19 protein-coding genes and 2 tRNA genes are annotated in these 20073 nt (G+C 56.4%); 3 read left to right on the plus strand and 18 right to left on the minus strand.

All coding sequences use genetic code 11. The features are described from left to right. The first annotated feature begins 6 nt into the window (after positions 1 to 6). The 3 genes from ACPT9Q_RS04090 (at position 7) to ACPT9Q_RS04100 (ending at position 2701) form a co-directional block, all read left to right on the plus strand. Positions 7 to 1608 (plus strand): TRM11 family SAM-dependent methyltransferase, encoded by a 1602-nt coding sequence (locus ACPT9Q_RS04090; RefSeq protein ID WP_427366425.1) that lies wholly within the window; start codon positions 7 to 9, stop codon positions 1606 to 1608. Beyond that, complete coding sequence (locus ACPT9Q_RS04095; protein ID WP_427366426.1) at positions 1562 to 2170, plus strand: hypothetical protein; 609 nt, start codon at positions 1562 to 1564, stop codon at positions 2168 to 2170. The genes ACPT9Q_RS04090 and ACPT9Q_RS04095 overlap by 47 nt, the downstream gene beginning before the upstream one ends. A gap of 114 nt (positions 2171 to 2284) precedes the next feature. Beyond that, complete coding sequence (locus ACPT9Q_RS04100) at positions 2285 to 2701, plus strand: Asp23/Gls24 family envelope stress response protein (protein ID WP_017872666.1); 417 nt, start codon at positions 2285 to 2287, stop codon at positions 2699 to 2701. Here the strand turns inward: ACPT9Q_RS04100 and ACPT9Q_RS04105 are convergent. The 18 genes from ACPT9Q_RS04105 to ACPT9Q_RS04190 all read right to left on the minus strand — a co-directional run bounded on the left by ACPT9Q_RS04105 (position 2698) and on the right by ACPT9Q_RS04190 (position 19979). After that, positions 2698 to 3255: a helix-hairpin-helix domain-containing protein gene (locus ACPT9Q_RS04105; protein WP_427366427.1), complete on the minus strand. Its 558-nt coding sequence runs from the start codon at positions 3253 to 3255 to the stop codon at positions 2698 to 2700. The genes ACPT9Q_RS04100 and ACPT9Q_RS04105 overlap by 4 nt on opposite strands. Then, complete coding sequence (gene leuS / locus ACPT9Q_RS04110; RefSeq protein WP_427366428.1) at positions 3255 to 5720, minus strand: leucine--tRNA ligase; 2466 nt, start codon at positions 5718 to 5720, stop codon at positions 3255 to 3257. The genes ACPT9Q_RS04105 and leuS overlap by 1 nt, the downstream gene beginning before the upstream one ends. Positions 5721 to 5774: 54 nt before the next feature. After that, positions 5775 to 5850, minus strand: a tRNA-Ala gene (locus ACPT9Q_RS04115). Between the two features lie 76 nt (positions 5851 to 5926). Continuing rightward, positions 5927 to 6181, minus strand: coding sequence for a septum formation initiator family protein (locus ACPT9Q_RS04120; RefSeq protein WP_017872668.1), 255 nt, complete (start codon positions 6179 to 6181; stop codon positions 5927 to 5929). Between the two features lie 25 nt (positions 6182 to 6206). Beyond that, entirely contained in the window at positions 6207 to 7493 is a 1287-nt protein-coding gene (gene eno, locus ACPT9Q_RS04125; protein ID WP_017872669.1) for a phosphopyruvate hydratase, read from the minus strand. Continuing rightward, complete coding sequence (locus ACPT9Q_RS04130; protein WP_427366430.1) at positions 7490 to 7888, minus strand: cyclophilin-like fold protein; 399 nt, start codon at positions 7886 to 7888, stop codon at positions 7490 to 7492. The genes eno and ACPT9Q_RS04130 overlap by 4 nt, the downstream gene beginning before the upstream one ends. After that, positions 7867 to 8451, minus strand: a complete 585-nt coding sequence (locus ACPT9Q_RS04135; RefSeq protein WP_427366431.1) for a glycerate kinase — start codon at positions 8449 to 8451, stop codon at positions 7867 to 7869. The genes ACPT9Q_RS04130 and ACPT9Q_RS04135 overlap by 22 nt, the downstream gene beginning before the upstream one ends. Next, positions 8445 to 8705 (minus strand): S4 domain-containing protein, encoded by a 261-nt coding sequence (locus ACPT9Q_RS04140; protein WP_017872672.1) that lies wholly within the window; start codon positions 8703 to 8705, stop codon positions 8445 to 8447. Before ACPT9Q_RS04140 ends, ACPT9Q_RS04135 begins: the two co-directional genes overlap by 7 nt. Then, the gene (locus tag ACPT9Q_RS04145) at positions 8684 to 9109 is read right to left on the minus strand and encodes a hypothetical protein (protein ID WP_017872673.1); all 426 of its coding nucleotides are present in this window, start codon (positions 9107 to 9109) and stop codon (positions 8684 to 8686) included. Before ACPT9Q_RS04145 ends, ACPT9Q_RS04140 begins: the two co-directional genes overlap by 22 nt. Further along, positions 9070 to 9864, minus strand: a complete 795-nt coding sequence (mazG, locus tag ACPT9Q_RS04150; RefSeq protein WP_017872674.1) for a nucleoside triphosphate pyrophosphohydrolase — start codon at positions 9862 to 9864, stop codon at positions 9070 to 9072. The genes ACPT9Q_RS04145 and mazG overlap by 40 nt, the downstream gene beginning before the upstream one ends. Continuing rightward, complete coding sequence (gene mfd / locus ACPT9Q_RS04155; protein WP_427366433.1) at positions 9842 to 12913, minus strand: transcription-repair coupling factor; 3072 nt, start codon at positions 12911 to 12913, stop codon at positions 9842 to 9844. The genes mazG and mfd overlap by 23 nt, the downstream gene beginning before the upstream one ends. Positions 12914 to 12919: 6 nt before the next feature. Further along, the gene (locus tag ACPT9Q_RS04160; RefSeq protein ID WP_017872676.1) at positions 12920 to 13501 is read right to left on the minus strand and encodes a hypothetical protein; all 582 of its coding nucleotides are present in this window, start codon (positions 13499 to 13501) and stop codon (positions 12920 to 12922) included. After that, complete coding sequence (gene pth / locus ACPT9Q_RS04165) at positions 13479 to 14069, minus strand: aminoacyl-tRNA hydrolase (protein ID WP_017872677.1); 591 nt, start codon at positions 14067 to 14069, stop codon at positions 13479 to 13481. Before pth ends, ACPT9Q_RS04160 begins: the two co-directional genes overlap by 23 nt. An 8-nt stretch (positions 14070 to 14077) precedes the next feature. Continuing rightward, entirely contained in the window at positions 14078 to 14740 is a 663-nt protein-coding gene (locus ACPT9Q_RS04170) for a 50S ribosomal protein L25/general stress protein Ctc (protein ID WP_427366435.1), read from the minus strand. 14 nt (positions 14741 to 14754) lie between these two features. Then, positions 14755 to 15723, minus strand: coding sequence for a ribose-phosphate diphosphokinase (locus ACPT9Q_RS04175; protein ID WP_017872680.1), 969 nt, complete (start codon positions 15721 to 15723; stop codon positions 14755 to 14757). Positions 15724 to 15726: 3 nt separating this feature from the next. Continuing rightward, entirely contained in the window at positions 15727 to 17097 is a 1371-nt protein-coding gene (gene glmU, locus ACPT9Q_RS04180) for a bifunctional UDP-N-acetylglucosamine diphosphorylase/glucosamine-1-phosphate N-acetyltransferase GlmU (protein ID WP_427366718.1), read from the minus strand. A 27-nt stretch (positions 17098 to 17124) separates the two neighbouring features. Beyond that, positions 17125 to 17199 (minus strand) — tRNA-Gln (locus tag ACPT9Q_RS04185). Positions 17200 to 17357: 158 nt separating this feature from the next. Further along, positions 17358 to 19979, minus strand: coding sequence for a heavy metal translocating P-type ATPase (locus ACPT9Q_RS04190; RefSeq protein ID WP_427366437.1), 2622 nt, complete (start codon positions 19977 to 19979; stop codon positions 17358 to 17360). Positions 19980 to 20073: the final 94 nt, after the last annotated feature.

Below are 20073 nucleotides of genomic sequence, written 5' to 3' on the forward strand. Positions count from 1 at the left end.
GGGGTGATGTCCCTGGCAAGGCGTGTAGAAACCGCCGCGAAAGCGTTTTTGCGTTGCCCTGTGTGCCAGATTTGTTCTGAACCTAACCTGGGAGAGCACCTTCTCCGGGAACACGGCGAAGAAGCTTTCAAGAAAGCTGTTCTTGAGGCGAAGCAATCCGGTCTTTCCGATGCTCAGATTGGGGCAATATTCGGGATTACCTTTCGGCAGCTCGAACGTATTGTCATTGAAGCCTATGGGGCGAATATCTCAACGCTCCAGCGGTCTCGGCGCATCACTTCATGGGAACCGAAGGGGTTTCGAGAGGAAACCACGACAGTCTGGAGCTATCCCAAGCGTGGAGACTGGGCTACTCACCACGGAGGATACCGGGGGAACTGGTCTCCGTATATTCCCCGCAATGTTATCCTCAAGTACTCCCAGCCTGGAGACCTTGTGCTTGACTACTTTGTGGGTGGAGGAACAACGGCGGTTGAAGCCAAACTCCTCCATCGCCGATGCATCGCCAAAGACATCAACCCCGTTTGTGTAACGATGACCAAAGAACATCTTGACTTTACCCCGCCGAAAACTCTTTTTGAAGAAGGTCCTGTTTTCGAGCCCGTGGTTTCTGTCGGGGATGCGAGGGATCTTTCCGACATCGAAGATGGTACAATTGACCTCATCTGTGCTCATCCACCATATGCCGGCATCATAAACTACAGCACCAGGATCGAAGGGGATCTCTCAGGGCTTGATGTGCCGGACTTTCTGGAGGAGATGCGCAAAGTTGCCCGGGAAAGTTTTCGGGTCCTTAAGCCAGGAGGCAAGTGCGCCATTCTCATCGGGGATACCAGGAAGAGAAAACATGTTGTTCCCATCGGTTTTGCTCTTATCGGAGTTTTCCTTGAGGCGGGATTCGCACTGAAAGAGCTCGTGATCAAACGGCAACATAACTGTAAGACGACCGGCTTTTGGAAGGAGAAAAGTCTCGCTTCCAACTTCCTCCTTCTGGCCCATGAGTACCTGCCCATCTTTGAAAAAAAACCTAACCGACCGGTTTGTTCTTCCTCCTATTCATCCCCAAGCTCCAACATTGGTGTCCGGCTCATTGACCCTGTGCCTCTTGCTCATCACGAGGTGGATCTCGAAACCACCTCCGTCTGGATCCTTCCCGAAGAAGAATACAACGCTTATCTTGATGTCAACGTTATTCAACGGTACGCCCAGAGAGGATCGTACCTGGTGCTTTCTATCGAGCCTTCCTCCCAAGAAGCGGAGCCCGCTTTTTCTTTTGAGCCACTTGCTCTACTTTTCATAAAATCACCAGTGCTTTTGGAAATCCAAGACCGGCAAACCTTGCACTCTTACCTCGAGCTTCTGGAACAACGCCTTCCCCAGCTCACCCCTGGAGGATTTCTTGTCGTTGAAACACGGGATGTTCGGGTTGACGGATATATTGAACCCATGGGAAAGCACGTTATCGATGCCCTCCACCATCAGAAACTCTGGCTGAAAGAGATCGTCATTGCAACCTCGGAGAGAAAAAGCCCACTTCCCCCAAGAAGGGACGACGAGAATCTTGAAATCGTTCATCAGTACCTCCTCGTTTATGAAGTTCTGGAGTAAAAGAATTCTGGCTCTGATTGTTGCCCTCTACTATTACCTTAAGTCCTCGTACCAGATATGGCGGGTCAAGCACCTCCAGGTGGATGACTGCATTTATACTACCGAGAAAGGGATAAGGATAAACGTCTATCCCGGAAAAAAGAAGGAATCTCCTCACGATTTTAAAGTGAAGTTTCAAGAACCGGGAAAGAAAGAACGAACTCCTGCCCATGTCCACATCATTGTGGAAATGTATGTCAAGCACGCTCACAACCCAAACCTCACCTTGAAACTTAAAGAACACATTCTTCAAATGATGCAACAGATTAGGCCTGCGAACTCCTTCCCTCCACACCTTCAGTTTTTCAAACCTCAACATGTTGATCCCTTCCGGGAACTCGACAGGGTTGGAGAGTTCACCGTGGAATTCCTCCTCGTTGTGATTGAGCTTCTTGCCATCCAGGAAAAAACGAACTACCCCCAGGGATTGCTCACCGAAAGTCTCTACAGGGATTTCGGCACAAGGATCGGTTCTCGGTCATCCAGAAAGCAATTTTTAAGGGTCAGAAGTAGTGCGTCCTAATGGTTGAATATCCACTTTTTCAACTCTCTTCTGACGCCAGAACCCTAATCTCGGTTTTCCAGGTGTGGGATGAAGATTTTTCCTGTACAATAGAGAAAGAAAGGAGGCGGAAATATGAACGAGGAGTACCGCGAGGAAACCCGCCCTGAGGAAACGAAGGAGTCTCCAGAGGTCCTGGGGGAAATCACTATCGCTCCGGATATCATCGCGACTTTAGCGGCCATCACTACCATGAAGGTCCCCGGGGTCACGGGAATGGCTGGAGTACCAGCAGCTTCTCTGAGTGCCCTCATCGGCAAGCGGGAGCTCAACAAAGGCGTCAAGGTGGAAGTTAAGGACAAAACGGTCCACCTTGAGATCGCCATTGTGGCCGACATTGATTCCGTGCTCATCGATGTCGCCCGGCAGATCCAGCGGGAAGTTAAAAACGTCGTGGAGACGAAAACTGGCATGACGGTTACCAAAGTCGATATCAACATCCGCGACGTCTCCTACAAAGAAGAGCCAAAAGAAGAAGTTCCTCAGGGCTAAAAGGTAATCCTGTCCCGGATGTTCTCGAGTTTCCTGGGGCCAATACCCTTGACCTTGAGGAGGTCTTCAGGACTCCGAAAGGGTCCATGGGTTTCCCGGTATTCAACAATCCGCTGCGCCAGCACCTCACCAATCCCGGGAAGGGATTCGAGCTCTTTCGGAGAAGCCGTGTTCACGTTGACCAGTGAAGACGACGCAACAGAGCTCTGTACTACTACTTGAGAAGAGGCTGCCTCAGGAATTTCTCCAGAGGATGAAGGAGGGATGAGGGGGATGGCAATTTTCTGTCCGTCGTAGAGTGACGCAGCGAGGTTGAGCCCGGAGAGATCCGCTCCCTCCTTCGCTCCTCCAGCACGCTCAATGAGCTCGTACACTCGTGTCCCCTCGGGAACCCGGTATACCCCTGGACGGTGGACACCACCCTCAATCTGGACAACAAGCACTGCAGGGGCCTTCTCCTGTGGACGGTTTACCCACCAGACTGTCCCCACGAAAAGCAGAGCAAAACCCAGAGCCAGAACGGCAAAGATCCGTTCCCTTTGGGTGAGGAACATCACACCACGAGGTTGACGAGCTTATCTGGAACGTAAATGTGTTTTTTCACCGATTTTCCATCGAGCCACTGGCGAATGCGCTCGTCTTCCAGGGCCCTTCGGAGTACTTCTTCTTCCCGCATCCCCCGGGGCACCACGACTTTACCCCGAACCTTGCCGTTGACCTGGACAACGATCTCCACCATGTTCTCCTGGAGTTTCTCCGGATCATAGACGGGCCAGGGAGCCACGGAGAGATACCCTTTTCCCCCCAGAAGTTCCCAGAGTTCTTCAGTAATGTGGGGAGCAATGGGGTTCAGCAGGGACACGAGCGTCCGCATTCCGGAAAGGAGGAGTTCTTTCTCCCTGGGATGTACACCCTTTTCCCCCAGGAAGCGGAGGTAATCGGTGACATCGTTGAGGAGCTCCATCATGGCGCTTATCGCCGTGTTGAAGTGGAACTTCTCGGTAATGTCGGTATTGACCCGGAAAATCGTCTGGTGGATTCGGCGCTCCATCTTCTGGTATTCCTCTTCCCCAAAGGGAACACCATCTTTGGGAACAAGTCCCAGGATGTCCTGGGCCGTGCGCCACACCCGGTTCAGGAAACGGAAAGCCCCCTCCACACCCCGGTCGGACCACTCCATGTCGAGTTCCGGAGGACCGGCAAAGAGGATGAAAACCCGCACCGTGTCGGCCCCGAATTTCTCGATGATATCCCGAGGGCTCACCGTGTTCCCCTTCGACTTCGACATCTTGGCCCCGTCTTTGGTGACCATCCCCTGGGCAAAGAGGTTCACGAAGGGCTCCCGGAACTTCACAAGACCAAGGTCGTGGAGGACTTTGGTGAAGAAGCGGGCGTACAGGAGATGCAGAATGGCGTGTTCCACCCCGCCAATGTACTGGTCAACGGGCATCCAGTAGTCAATATCCTCCGGTTCAAAGGGTTTATCTTTTGCCCAGGGAGAGCAGTACCGGAGGTAGTACCAGGACGAGCACACGAAGGTATCCATAGTGTCGGTCTCGCGCCTGGCCGGACCCTTGCAGCGAGGGCAGGTTGTTCGCACGAACTCCTCACACCGGGCAAGGGGTGAAGGACCGGTGGGAAGGAAATCCACATTGGGTGGAAGGAGTACTGGCAAATCCTCCTCCGGCACTGGAACCTCACCGCAGCGGTCACAGTAAACGATGGGGATCGGGGCACCCCAGTAACGCTGCCTTGAGATGAGCCAGTCCCGAAGACGGTACGACACCGCCCGCTTCCCCAGGCCTTTCTCTTCGAGGAAGGCAATAATCTTCTCCTTCCCTTCCTCAGAAGGCAGACCGTTGAAAGGACCAGAGTTCACCATGATGCCCGGGCCGGTGTAGCACCCCTCAAAAGCCCCTTCAGGAGGTGCGATGACCTGCCGGATGGGAAGACCATACTTTTTCGCAAACTGCCAGTCCCGCTCATCATGAGCTGGAACGGCCATGACCGCTCCGGTCCCATACTCAAGGAGGACGTAATCGGCAATCCAGATGGGAATCCGCTCGCCATTGAGGGGGTTCACCACCTCTTTACCGATGTATATTCCCTCTTTTTCCGAGAGGTCGGAAACCCGCTCGATTTCGCTCTTTCGGGCGATTCGCTCCCGGAACTCCTGCACCTGCACCTCATACGGGGTTCCCCGAACAAGCTCATCCACCAGGGGGTGTTCCGGAGCAAGGAGGAAAAAGGTCACCCCAAAGACAGTATCAGGACGGGTGGTGAACACCGTGATGGTTTTCCCAAGGTCGGGGAGCAGGAAATCGATGTAGGCTCCTTCGCTCCTCCCAATCCAGTTCCGCTGCATGGTGAGGACGCGCTCGGGCCAGCTTCCCAGAAGCTCCATGTCCTTGAGCAGGTCCTCGGCGTATTTCGTGATGCGGAAGTACCACTGGCTGAGCTTGCGTCGCACCACCGGGGTTCCACAGCGCTCACACGCGCCATCCACCACCTGCTCGTTGGCTAAAACCGTGGCACAGGAAGGACACCAGTTCACCGGGCCTTCCTTCTTGTAAGCGAGGCCTGCTTTGTAGAACTGGAGGAAAAACCACTGGGTGAAGCGGTAGTACTCGGGCTCGCAGGTGATCACTTCTCTCCGCCAGTCATAACTTATCCCCAGGCGTTTCAGAACTTCCCGCATGCGCTCGATTTTCTCGTGGGTCCAGATGGCTGGATGAATCCCGTGCTGAATAGCAGCGTTTTCAGCCGGAAGTCCAAAGGCGTCAAAGCCCATGGGGTGGAGGACATTGTACCCCTGGCGGATGAAATACCGGGCCACCACATCGCCAATCACGTAGTTCTTCACGTGGCCCATGTGCGGGTCACCCGAAGGGTAAGGGAACATCTCAAGGACATAGTACTTCTTCTTTGTCTCGTCCCGCTCGACCTGGAAAACTTTCCCCTCTTCCCAGCGCTTTTGCCACTTTTCCTCAATTGCAGTGAAATCGTACCCCTGCGCCACGGAAAACCCCCCAATAGAGAAAAAGCCCGCCCTTTCGGACGAGCTTGGAATTTCTGGTGGAGCTGACGGGATTTGAACCCGTGACCTCCTCCACGCCAAGGAGGCGCGCTCCCAACTGCGCCACAGCCCCAGAATGCACCCATATTATACCATCTTTTTCAGCACCCACAAGGGGGCACCAGCGAAAAGAACCAAAGCCCGGGGATTCACTCCCCGGGCCGGACGACCCGCACGAGAATCTCGCCGGGTTTAACGAGGTAGAGCTTTTCCCGGGCGAGTTTCTCAATGTACCAGTCCTCTTCAAGGTACTGCCGTTCCTTGGCAAGATACGCAATCTGCGTTCGGAGTTCTGCCTCTCTCTTTGTGAGTTCTTCAAGTTCCCGGGAAAAGCGAACGTACTCCGCCACCTTTGCGCTGAAGCGAGGAGCAAAGAAAAAGAGCGCAAAGGTGAAGAGCACCACAAACAGAAACTTCTGCCACCTGGGTTCAGGAGGCAGCGAATCGGAAAACCGCCTTACCCCGGAATATGGCCGCACTCCCCAGCTCTTCCTCAATTCGCAGAAGCTGATTGTACTTGGCGATACGCTCAGAACGACACAGAGACCCCGTTTTGATCTGCCCGGTGTTGCAGGCTACCGCCAGGTCAGCAATGGTGGTATCCTCGGTTTCCCCTGAGCGGTGGGAAATCATTGCCGTGTACCCGGCTTTCTTCGCAATCTCAATGGTCTCCATGGTTTCAGTAAGGGTGCCAATCTGGTTGAGCTTAATGAGGATCGAGTTGCACACGCGCTCCCGAATACCCCGCTCAAGCCGCTCCTTATTGGTCACAAAGAGGTCATCACCCACAAGCTGCACCCGATGCCCCAGGGCAAAGGTGAGCTTCTTCCAGCCCTCCCAGTCTTCCTCAGCAAGACCGTCCTCAATGGAGATAATCGGGTACTTCTCCACAAGCTCTGTGTAGAACTCCACCATCTCATCAACGTTCCGGCGCACACCCTCGCGCTCGAAAACGTACATGCCGTCTTTATAGAGTTCTGAAGCGGCTGTGTCCAGGGCGAGGTACACATCCTTTCCCGGCTCGTACCCGCTCATCTGGATGGCCTCGAGAATCACCTCGATGGCCTCGATGGACGATCGCAGATTCGGCGCAAATCCTCCTTCATCCCCCACACCGATAGAGTACCCCCGCCTTTTCAGCACCTTCGCCAGGGTGTGGAACACTTCGGCACCCATCCGGAGGGCCTCCGAAAAAGAGGGTGCCCCGCAGGGGACGATCATGAACTCCTGAATGTCGACACCGCTGTCGGCGTGCTTGCCTCCGTTCAGGATGTTCATGAAAGGCACGGGGAGTTCCCGGGCATTGACCCCACCGAGGTAGCGGTAGAGGGGGAGTTCCGTGTACATCGCCGCCGCCTTCGCACAGGCCAGGGACACCCCGAGGATGGCGTTGGCACCGAGTTTACTTTTATTTGGCGTTCCGTCAAGCTCGATAAGGGTTTTATCAATAAGTGCCTGGTCTAAAGCATCAAGCCCGATGATTTCCGGGGCGATGATTTCGTTTACGTTCTCCACAGCCTTGCGGACACCCTTTCCTCCATAGCGGCTCTTGTCCCCATCGCGAAGCTCCACTGCCTCAAAAGTTCCCGTTGAGGCACCAGAGGGCACGGCAGCTCTGCCGAAGGCCCCAGAAGCCAGGGTTACCTCCACCTCAACCGTTGGGTTCCCCCGGGAATCAAGGATCTCCCGGGCATGGACATCGAAAATGGTGCTCACTGGGCTCCACTCCTTTCTTCTCTCGTGATTCGAACGATACTTCCTGAGGGGACCCGCTCCAGACCTGCGATATCCCCCACCATTTTCCCTACCACCTCTACCGGGCTTGCCGGGCGGATCTCCCCAGGGGTCCGACTCGCCGGTGTTGGGCCGAAGAAGAGGCAGAGACACGCCCCATCCGGCCAGTAGGCCACATCTCCCAGATCAACCACTTCCCGGGGATGGGCGATGGTGCTCTTCACCGGGATGGGGAAGTAAATTTCCTTCCCCCAGGTGTTCACCCGCCCTTCAAAGGGGAGTATCTTGAGGATTTTCTCCGCACAAGCAGTGTCGAAAAGCTCTGCCGAAATCGTTATCCCCTGATCCGGAAAGCTCAGCACAATCCGCTCAGGCATGGCATTTCCTCCCTCCCTGTAACATGTACTCCCCAGACGACCCCAAGGCCCATGCCAATTCCTCCAACCTCCCGAACATCTGGGGGTTGCTCTCCCGTGAAACGGAAAAGAAGACGGGCAAAGTGGAAAAGATCCTCACAGAGCAACTTCAGAGCCTCTTCGTCCCTTTCTTCCCCCAGGGCAAGGGTCACGCGCACATTCTGGGGTTTCTTCAAAATACCGCTTAAGTCAAGCGACGCCACCCTCTTCAGGTTCTCTCCCATTCCGGTGAGCTCCCGACCTGCAGCGTCGAAGAAGCGTACCCCCAGGGCTTCCAGAAGGCCCATACCACCGTCCAGGGGGTGTCTTTCAGGAAGCACAAGCACAATGTGTTTCCCTCCCCGCACCATCGCCTCAAGGAGGAGTTCACCAACTCCATAGGTGGTCGCAAAAAGCGGATCCCACTCCCGAAAAAACTCACAGAGGTCAAAGACCACCGTTTCGGGGGAGGGTGCATACCCCACAATCTGCACTCGCTCGCCCATGGGACCCTGCACCCGGAACAAATGCCCTTTGCCTACCATTCCTCCTCCTTCCGCTCCAGCTTCACCACCCGGTACATGGACTCCTCTTCTCCCCGCGGGGCTGTAAGAGCCAGAACCTCCACCGTCATCTCCCACTCCGGTGACCGGAGGGTGATGAGATCCCCGACTTTCACCTGGTAGGCCGGCTTGGCCACATGGCCATTGACCAGAACCCGCTCACTCCGGCAGGCAAGCTGCGCTACCGGACGACGTTTGATGAGCCGTGAGACCTTCAGGAATTTATCAAGTCGCATTCCTCTTCCCAGGAAAAGAGCTCTTCTCCCTCAAGCTCAGGGAAACAGGAGTAATCCCCTCCCTTCCCCACCATGACCATGGTGAGCACAGAAAGCGCTCCCCGGCTTTTCAGGAATCGCTCGAGGAACTCCCGCTCTTTCTCTGAAGTAAAGGAACGCACCACGGCAACCACGCGTTTGCCCGAAAGATCCCCCACGCTCTCCCAGAGTACCTCAGGGGGTTCGGTCGAAAGCCCCAGGGCGCGGACTTCTTTCTCCAAGATACCGCTCAAAACGCTCGCAAGGAGCACCCCGCCAGCGTTCACCCCTACAATGCAATCCGGGTTCCATCCCCGAACAAGGGGTAAAAGCAGCCGAACCCGTTCTAAGAGCGCTTCAAAGGTTCTCTTTTGGCCTTTTCCCATAGGGCATCCATCTCCTCCAAGGAAGCTTCGGAAACATCTTTCCCCAGGGCCCTCAGGTTTTCCTCCACAAAGGCGAATCGCTCCGCAAAGCGATCACAGGCCTTCTGCAGCGCGTCCTCTGGCTGGATTCCCAGATGTCTGGCGAGGTTTACCAGGGCAAAAAGCAGGTCACCCCACTCCTCTTCCATCCGCTTCCGGTCGGCGTTTTTCCAGGCCTCCTTGAACTCCCGCCATTCCTCCTCAACCTTCTTCTCCACATCATGAGCATCCTTCCAGTCAAAACCCACCCTGGCCACCCGGGCCTGCATGGAGAATGCCCGCAGAAGAGCCGGCAAAGACCTGGGGAGAGAGGCGAGCATGCCTTCTTTCTCGCGCTCCTTCTCCTTGATTTTCTCCCAGTTGAGGAGTACCTCTTCAACATCCTTTACGCTTGCTTCCCCAAAAACATGGGGATGGCGCTTTTTCATCTTGGCGATGATATGGGTGAGGACGTCCTCAATGGTGAAAGAAGACTTCTCCTTCCCAATCTGGGCGTGGAAGACAATGTGAAGGAGCATATCCCCAAGCTCTTCCCGAAGCGCTCCCTCATCTTCCCGGTCGATGGCATCAAACGCTTCGTAGAGCTCCTCAAGCATAAGGGGCTTGAGGGTTGTGCGGGTCTGCTCCCGATCCCAGGGGCATCCGTGCTCTCCCCGAAGCTGCGCTACAATGTCCACGAGTTCTTCAAAAAGCTCACCGACGGTCCTTTTCTCCACCGTGATTCGCCACCTTTGCAAAGAGCATTCCCAGCGTCTCCACAGGCACTCGAGGCAGGCGCAGGAGCACCTGTGCGCGGTCGGTCACAAGCTTCCCCTCTATGCCCAGAGCCTTCCCTTCCTCTTGAAACCTCACGAGCACCTCAAGAGGAGCGGCGAGGTACACGCCGTCACCTCGCTCCTCCAGAATCGTAACCTGAGTTATTTTAGCACAAGAGCGAATTCGTGTAATCTCAAAGAGCCGGCGAACCTCCTCCGGCATCTTGCCAAAGCGGTCCTCAAGCTCCTCTTGAAGTTCCTGCCTCTCTTTCTCAGTCCGCGCAGTAAAAAGCCGCTGGTAGAAACGGAGGCGCTCACTCTCGTTCCCGATGTATGACGAGGGAATGAACGCTTCCTCCCGCAGGCGTATCACGGGTTCTGGACCGGATGGCACCTCTTCCCCCCGCTGGCGGGCAATCTCCTCTTCGAGGAGCTTCATGTAGAGGGAGAACCCAACCTCCTGGATGAATCCATGCTGTTCTGTACCGAGGATATTTCCCGCTCCCCGGATTTCCAGGTCCCGCAGGGCAAGCTTCAACCCCGAGCCCGTCCCGCCAAATTCCAAAAGCGCCTCAAGGCGTTCCCGGGCCTCATTCGTGAGGTGACGGGGGTAAAGGAAATAGGCGTAGGCTTCCCGGTCAAACCTCCCCACCCGGCCCCGGAGCTGGTAGAGCTGCGCCAGACCGAAGAAGGGAGCGAAATCCACAATGAGCGTGTTAGCCCGGGGGACATCAATGCCAATCTCCACAATGGTTGTTGAAAGGAGCAGTGGGATATCACCCCGGTAGAACCCTTCCATAATCCGCTCAAGTTCCCGCCCCCGGAGCTTCCCGTGAGCCACCGCAAGGGGGAGATCGGGGAAAAGTGCCCGGAGTTCTTGTTCCACCCGGAAGAGATCCCGGATACGGGGACACACGTAGAAGACCTGGCCACCCCGGGCGAGTTCCCGGCGAATAGCCTCCTCAATGGTCTTGAGGTCTCGAGGAAGAACAATGGTGTACACCGGTTTTCGTCCCTCAGGAGGGGTTTCGATGACGCTGATGTCCCGGATACCCAGAAGGGAAAGGTAGAGCGTTCGGGGAATTGGCGTGGCCGTGAGCGTGAGGACGTCGATATTCGCACGGAGTTTTTTCAGGTGCTCCTTGTGCATGACCCCAAAACGCTGCTCCTCATCAATGATGAGAAGTCCCAGGTCCTTGAACTGCACGTCTTTCTGGAGGATCCGGTGCGTGCCGATGAGAATGTCAATCTCCCCCCGGGCGGTTTTCTCGATGATCTCCCGCTGTTCCTGAGGGGTACGGAAACGATTGAGGACAGCAATCCGCACCGGAAAATGCTTCATGCGTTCACAGAAGGTGAGGTAGTGCTGTTCAGAAAGGAGGGTGGTGGGGGCAAGAAGGGCGACCTGCTTTCCGTCCATCACCGCCTTGAACGCTGCCCGAACGGCAACCTCCGTTTTCCCGTAGCCCACATCCCCACAGACCAGCCGATCCATGGGACAGGGGCTCTCCATGTCTCTTTTGACCTCCTCAATGGCCCGCTTCTGATCGGGAGTCTCGAGGAAAGGGAAGGAGAGTTCGAGCTCCCGCTGCCAGGAGGTATCGGGGGAGAAGGCGTGCCCCCGTTCAATGTGCCTCCGGGCGTAGAGCTCGAGGAGATCCCGGGCCACCTTCTCTACCGCCCGGCGGACCCGTTCCTTGGTCCTTTTCCAGTCATCCCTCCCCAGCCGATGGACCTCGGGCTTTGCTTCCCCAAGACCCACATACTTCTCCACAAGGTGCGCATTCTCCACAGGGACATAGAGCCTGTCCCCTCCGGCATAGGCGATCTCGAGGTACACTCGCCGAACTCCCCCCACCACCATCTCCCGCAGCCCCTGGAAGATGCCGATGCCTTCCTCCTCGTGGACCACGTAGTCCCCGGGAGAGAGCGTCTGGAGAAGCTCCTGAGGGGAAACCCGGCGACGTTCCTTCCCCCGCACGAATGCATACCCAAAGATATCCTCTTCCCCCAGGAAGACCTGCTGCAGGCGATTAAGGAGGAACCCCTTTCGGAGGAATCCCTCAACGAGCATCACCCGTTGCTTTATCCCCTCGCCCTGGAGCATCTCTTCAAGGAGTGCCCGCTTCCCCTCGGGAAGGAAGAACACCGCCTGTGCAAGGGCCTGATCCTGCACAAAGCGGAAAAGCGCCTCAAGGTCCCCCGAAAAGGCAGGAGCACGCTCCACGGAAAGGGAAACCCTTTTCCCCTCGCCAAAACCAAGGAACACCGTGTAGGGGACCGGGAAAAGGACTCCCTCAAGCAGCACGCCTTCCCAGAACACGACTTTTGCCCACCGTCCGAGAACTTTCCGGAGCTCGATTTTCCGAAACTCTCCACTCCGGGGAGGGAGGAAGAGGCTGTCAATGTCGAACCTCGTCCTCTGGGTTTCAGGGTCAAAGAGCCGCATCCTCTCCAAAACGTTTCCCCACCAGTAGGTGCGAACCGGCTCCTCGAGGTGAGGTGGGAAGAGATCCAGTACCTCGCCCCGCGGGGCAACCTGGCCCCGTTCCCGAACGGTCTCTACCCGCTCATACCCCAGGGCGAAGAGGAGGTCAAGGAGCTTCTCCCGGTCAACGCGGGCACCTCTCTCTAAGAAAAAGGAGTGTGAGAGGAAGTACTCGAGCTCCTCAACGTCCTGACGCAGGTCGCCCACAGCCACCACCAGAACCCCCCGGGGAGACTCCCGGAGATCCTTCTGGAGTGTCACGCCCGAAAAGGGTAGGGCGAGATTCACCTCAAGCACCGGTTCATCGCGCCCAAAAAATTTCCGCCACGTCCTCAGTTCCTCAACTACCCGTTTCCGCTCCACTTCCTGGGAGACCACGTACACCACCGGGTACCGTGTCCCCAGAAAGAGCGCACACAGCGACCCAAAGGAAGAAGGAACGGAGAGGTTCACCGAGAAAGAGCGCAGGAGCTCTCTTTCGAGGTTGTGAAGATCCTCAAAAAGCTCAAGCCCATTCCCCATGAACGTTCAGAGCGCCACCCAGGTCACAATGGCATAGGTGAGACCGAAAGACAGAAGGCTTCCGCAGGCTGCCTGCAGAACGTTGTGCTTGCGGAGCACCACCCGTGCCCACCCAAGCGGCACAAGGAGCCCATAAAGCAGGGCAAAGAGCGGGTGCACAAGAAGCAAAAGAGCCGTCACCGGCCCCGCAATACCGGCAAGGTGCAGACTGATCTTCCAGAAAAGCGAAATCACCGCCCCCGCAAGGGTCACGGCAATGTAGCACAGGGTAATGGCAAGAAGCGGAGGCGGGGCATCAAAGAGTACAAGAACAGCAAGGAGCACCCCGTATATCCCCACAATCCCAAGATACGGGAAGAACCGCTCCTCTCTTTTTGGAAGGTCCGGATCCGAGACCTTCCCCTTTCTGGCCAGCCACAGGACAAAGACGGTGGGGAGAACGCTTACGAAAAGCACCGAAAGGAGAAAAAGTCCCAGAGCCCTCATCCCCCTGAGGTACTTCGCCGACACCAGGGCATAAAGCAGGATGGCCACAGCCTGAGGCTGCAAAACAAGGGACAGAAGCTCAGCAAGCCTCTTTCTGTCCATTCTCCTCCTCCCGGGCGTTGAAGACGTTCATCGCCCGCTGCACCCCCCACTCCACAATACACAGCACTGCCTCAGCAGCTCTCTTTTCCGCCGCCTCAAGAATGGCGCTTTCTTCTTTTCCGGGAACCCCAAGCACGTGGTCCACCACGAGCTCCCGGCGTTCGGGCTTCCCAATGCCCACCCGCACCCGGATGAAATCCTCCCGCCCCAGGGCTTCCACGATGGACTGCAACCCTCGGTGCCCCGCCACGCCTCCACCAACCTTGATGCGCACTACCCCTGGGGGGAAGTCGAGCTCGTCGTGAACGACGATGAGCTCCTCAAAGGCGCAGCCATGATGGGCAAAAAAGGCCAAAAGCCCCTCACCACTTAAGTTCATAAAGGTCAGGGGTTTGAGGAGATAGAGGGTTTTGCCCCCCACCACTCCCCGGGCCCAGCTGAAGCGGTCTTTACTCCTCCAGGGAATACCGAGACGCTCTGCCAGAATGTCCACCACACGAAATCCCGCGTTGTGCCGCGTTTTTTCAAACCGCGCCCCGGGATTCCCCAGCCCCACAGCGAGAAACACGGGTTACCTCATTTCTCTTTCTCGGTCTTCCCCTTGGCAATGACTTTCGGAGCTTCGGGCTCCTCCTCGGTCTTCTCCTCCTCTTCCTCCACCGCAACCTCAGGTGGCGTGACCACCACCACAACCTCGTCAGGATTTTCCGCAACGGTCACGCCTTCTGGAACCTTGAGCTCCCGAACGTGGATGGCATCGCCGACTTCAAGCTCCGTCACATCAACCACAATGGCCTCAGGAATGGCGTCCGGGAGGCATTCAATCTCAAGCTCTGGCGTAACGATCTCGAGAATACCCCCCGCCTTCACACCCTTTGACTCACCCTGAATGACCACCGGAACCGTGAGGGAGATTTTCTGGTCGGCCTTCACCTCGTAGAAATCAATGTGCCAGATTTCGTTCTTCACCGGGTTGTACTGGATGTCCTTGATGATGCCCCGCCGTTTCTCACCGTCAATGGAAAGCTCAAGGATATGGTGTGTGACCCCCGGAATGCGGAGGATGCGCTCCAGCTCTCCAAGACGGATCTTCAGCGGTTCAGACCCTGAAGCGCTATCCCGGGAGTACAGAACAGCAGGCACATACCCCACGCGGCGGAGTTTCCTTGCTCCACCCTTACCGAGTTCCTGGCGCCGTTCAAGGGCAACGGTGACGGTTTCTCCTCTTTTCATCGCCATTCACTCCTCCACCACTATATGAAGAGTTCGCTCACGGAACGTTCTCCGTGGATGCGCTTGATGGCTTCAGCAAAAATGGGTGCTACCGAGAGCACCTTGACCTTATCCCCTACCCGGCGGGCGAGCTCCTCTTTATCAAGGTGGATGGTGTTGGTCACCACCACCTCCTTAATGGCCGATTCCCGGATACGGTCAAGCGCCGGTTCGCTGAAGAGGGGATGCGTGGCACAGGCGTAGACCTCTCTCGCCCCCCGCTCAAGGAGTGCCTCGGCTCCCTCCACGAGGGTCCCCGCCGTGTCGATGAGGTCATCGACGATGATGGCCGTCCGCCCCTTCACGTCACCAATGACGTTCATCACCATGACTTCAGAGTACGACGGACGGTGCTTGTCGATGACCGCAAGGTCCACCCCGAGGCGGTTGGCAAAGTTCCGGGCCCGGGCCGTACCCCCCACGTCAGGGCTCACTACCACAACGTTCTCCAGGTTCTTCGAGGCAAAGTACCGGGCAAGGAGTGACTGAGCAGCGAGGTTGTCCACGGGGATATCGAAAAAGCCCTGGATCTGCCCAGCGTGGAGGTCCATGGTGAGGATCCGGTCTGCCCCCGCGGTCACCAGGAGATTGGCCACAAGTTTTGCCGAAATCGGTTCCCGCCCCTTGGTCTTCCGGTCCTGTTTGCAGTACCCGTAAAAGGGGATAACCGCCGTGATACGCTCGGCCGAGGCTCGATGCAGGGCATCGATCATGATGAGGAGCTCCATGAGATGGTCATTGGCCGGAGGAGAAGTGGGCTGGATGACGAAGACATCACAGCCCCGCACGCTCTCTTCAATCCGAACCCGGATTTCCCCATTGGGGAAACGTCCGAGATCCACCCGCCCAAGGGGAATATCAAGGTACCAGCAAATTTCCTGGGCAAGATAGGGATTGGCACTCCCCGAAAAGACCTTCAGGTGCTGGGTCATATCGATGACATTGAACATCCTTCACCCATCCCTACGTTTTCTCTTCACCCATCCCTCGATGTTCACCTGTTTCGCTCTCCCCACCCCCAGAGCATAGGGAGGAACATCCTGGGTAATGGTGGAACCGGCAGCGGTGTAAGCTCCCCTACCGATGCGGACAGGAGCCACCAGGGAGTTGTTGCTACCGATGAAAACCTCGTCCTCGATGAAGGTTGGGTTCTTCTTTTTTCCGTCGAAGTTACAGGTAATGGTCCCCGCACCGATATTCACCGTTTTCCCGATGGTTGCATCGCCAAGGTACGACAGGTGCAGGGCTTTGGTTCCCTCCCCAACGAAGGAGTTCTTCACCTCCACGAAATTCCCGATGCGCACCCCCCGGGCCAGTTCTGTTCCCGGACGGAGATGGGCAAAGGGGCCAACGGTGACGTCTTCAGCCAGCCGGGAGTGCTCCACCACGCTGTACTCCACCCGGCTCCGCTCACCAACCACGCTCTCCACAATCCGAGCGTAAGGCCCAATGTGCGCACAGGAAGCGATGATACTCTTCCCCTCAATGAGCACCCCGGGGTAAATCCACACGTCCTCCCCGACCTCAACATCCCAATCAATGTAAGTCGTTTGGGGATCGAGGATTTTCACTCCCCGGGCAAAGAGGTCCTCGAGCTTCCTTTCCCTGAGGATACCAAGAACCCGGGCGAAGTCCCGGGGCGTATTCACGTTGGTGAACTCCTCACTCCAGGGAAGCGTGCAGGGAGCCACCCGGAAACCGTGCCTTTGTGCCAGCGCCACAAGATCGGTGAGGTAGAACTCTCCCTGGGCATTCCCGTTGCGAAGAAGAGGGAGGAGCTCTATCGCCACCTCCCGGCGAAGGGCAAAAACCCCCACGTTGACCTCGTGGAGCCTACGCTCTTCTGGGGAACAGTCCCTTTCCTCGACGATTCGAACGCCCTCCCCTTCCCGGACCACCCGACCGAACCCCGAAGGGTCAGGAGCGCAGGAAGTGGCAAAAACAAGGTCGCATGAGCCCTGCTTGAGGAAAACGCAGAGCTCCTCGAGGGTCTTTCGGGAAAGGAGCGGCATATCGGCATAGACGACGAGGAGAAAGGTCGTATCCTCCCGCAGGTACGGGAGGACTGCTTTCGCCGCGTCTCCCGTCCCAAGAGGCTGTTCCTGGGGGACAACTGTCACCCTGTCTCCGAAGAGCTCCCGCGCTTTTTCCAGAAAATGGGGAGCTACAACAAGGAAACGCGCTCCAAACCCCAGGGCACTCGCTTCATCGATGAGGTACCCCACAAGCGGTTTCCCCAGAGCAGGAAAAAAAATCTTGGGGACAGGAGAGCGCATTCTCTTCCCCAGCCCTGCCGCCAGCACCACCAAAGCCCAAGTGTGCACCAAGACCCACGCTCCAGGAAAGGACAATGGCTGGGGTGGGAGGATTCGAACCTCCGAATGAGGGATCCAAAGTCCCTTGCCTTACCGCTTGGCGACACCCCAGCAGTGAAGCATTTTCAATTATATCATACCGAACACTCTGGGAGAGTGTCAACGAAGTGTTCAGGTCTACCTCATACAGAGATTGAAGAATCCAGACTTCTCAGGGATTGTCCCTCTGGACTTTCCCAGAAACCAGGATCAGAAGACCCCGACACACCTTACATTGCAGCGCTCAACCTGGCAAAGCTGAAGAAGAGAAAGACAAAGAAAGCCGCCATCAAGATCGGGGCAACCTGAGAAAAGATGTCCCGCTTTCCAGGACGGAAACCCCGAAGGAGCAGGGAGTTGGTCACCACCGATACAGAACTCAGGGCCATAGCCAGACCTGCGAGTTCTGGCTTCAGAGAAAGCCCAAAACCTGAAAATACTCGGGCCGCGATGGGAATGCCCAGAAGGTTGTAAAAAAGGGCGAAAAAGAGATTTTGCCGGATTTTCCCCATGGTTTTCCGGGAGAGCTCAAGAGCCGTCACCACATCCTGTGGGTCACCCCGAACAAGGACAATCTCACCGGTTTCCAGAGCCACATCCGCTCCCTGCCCCATGGCAATGCCAAGATCTGCCACCGCCAGGGCCGGTGCGTCGTTCACCCCATCCCCCACAAAAGCCACCTTATGGCCGCTTTTCTGGAGTTTCTGTACCTCACGGGCCTTGTCTTCAGGAAGGATCCCAGCAATCACGTGTTCATCCTCGATGCCCACTTCCCGGGCAATGGCCCGGGCAACTCTCGGGTTATCGCCGGTTACCATGTACACCAGAAGCCCAAGGTTTTTGAGCTTCTGGACCGCTTCCCTGGCGCCGGCCTTGAGGGTATCGGCAACGGCCAGAAGGCCCAGGACCTCCCGCGCGTTGGACAGAAGCACCACGGTTTTCCCTTCCTCCTCGAACCTTCGCACCATCTCCCCCTCAAGCTCTCCCTTCGTGTTCTCAGCAACGAAGGAGGCATTCCCCAGGTAGTATTCCTCCTGGCCGATTCTCCCCACGACGCCCTTCCCAGGGAAAGCCTGGAAATCCTCTGCTTTCTCGGGGACAATACCTTCCTCTTTAGCCCTTTCCAGAATCGCCTCCGCCAGAGGGTGTTCCGAGGATTGTTCCAGAGTGGCGGCAATGCGAAGGACCTCCTTTTCCGGCCTCCTCAACCCCACCACCTCGGTCACCCGGGGTTTCCCTTGAGTGAGGGTCCCGGTTTTGTCGAACACCACAAGGTCGATGTCTTTGACCTTTTCCAGAACCTCCCCACCTTTGATGAGGATGCCGTACTCAGCTCCCTTTCCAGTCCCCACCATAAGTGCTGTGGGGGTCGCAAGGCCTAAAGCGCAGGGGCAGGCAATCACAATCACCGAAACCATGGCAAGGAGCGAGAAGGAGAGCGAAGCCCCCAAGAGGAAGTACCAGACAAGAAACGTCGCCAGCGCCACCGAGAATACTGCCGGGACGAACACTGCGGCAATCCGGTCTGCCAGATCCTGAATGGGGGCCTTCGAGTTCTGCGCCTCGGCAACAAGCCGGGCAATACGGGCAAGGACCGTGTCTTTTCCAACTCGTGTGGCCACAAACTCAAAACTCCCGGTTCTGTTGATGGTTGCACCGATCACCGGGTCTCCAGGTTTTTTCTCTACCGGAAGACTTTCTCCGGTGAGGAGCGATTCGTCAACTGCTGAATAGCCCCGTATCACTCGCCCATCCACCGGAATCTTCTCCCCAGGACGGACGAGAATCACATCTCCTTCCCGAACCTCTTCTAAAGGCACATCCTCAAACGTGTCCCCTCTCTTCACCCGGGCGGTTCTGGCCTGTAGACTCAAAAGCTTTCGCACCGCCTCAGACGTTTTGCTTTTGGTTTTCCCTTCAAGCCACTTCCCCAAAAGCACAAAGGTGATTAAAAAGGCCGAAACTTCAAAGTAGAGATGAGGAGTTTCTGTTCCTTCCACCCAAAGCAAAGAGCCGTGGCGGAACGCATGGGTAAGGTAGTTCCCGAGGCTGTAGAAGTACGCAACTGAAGTACCGGTAGCAATGAGGCTATCCATGTTGAAGGAGCGCAGGCGCAGGCTCGACCACATTCCCCGGTAAAAGGGCATTCCAAAGAGGAACTGCACGGGTGTCGCAAGGATCAGAGAGAGCAAGCCTATCCAAGGAGGGAGGACAGCGCTTCCGGGAAGATGGGGGAAGAAGTCGAGCACCATGAAATAGGCCAGGGGCAGGCTCAAAAGCAAGCTCCAGAGGAAACGCCTCTGGAAAGACTGAACGGTTTTTTCCTGCTTTCGGGATTCTTCTCCGAGGTCTTTTTCGGGTGACGCACCATACCCTGCCCTGCGGATGACTTCAAGAAGCTGTTCCACGCTGGTCAGCTGGGGATCAAAGACCACCTGAGCCCTTTCGGCCGCAAAGTTGACCCGAGCCTCCCGGACCCCAGGACTCTTCTTCAATGCCCTTTCGATGAGCGTTGCACAGGCGGCACAGTGCATCCCAGAAATGGAGAGGATGACCTGCTGTGACGAGGCACCCCCGCTTTCCCGAAAACCTCCGTCTTCTTTTGAGGAGCGCTCTTCCTCCTCTTCCTCCTCTTCTTCCTCCACAAAGGCACTGTACCCCAGCTCTCCCACGGTGTCGAGGAGCTTCTGCAACGGTACTGTCTGAGGGTCAAAGGTTATCGTTCCCCGCTTTTCCGCAAAGTCGACTTGTGCTCCATAAACACCGGGAAGACCCCGGAGTTCTTCCTGAATCACTCTGGCGCAGCTTGGACAATGTATACCCTCTATGCTGACCCGCACGCGCTTTTTCATCTCCCTCACCCCCCAGGGGAATACGGCAATCTCAGGTTATCCCACTTTCTACCACTAAGTTAATAGTTTTTATTGGTTTAGTATACTTTATTCC

The sequence above is a fragment of the Candidatus Caldatribacterium saccharofermentans genome (assembly GCF_050267035.1).
GTDB classification, from domain to species: domain Bacteria; phylum Atribacterota; class Atribacteria; order Atribacterales; family Caldatribacteriaceae; genus Caldatribacterium; species Caldatribacterium saccharofermentans.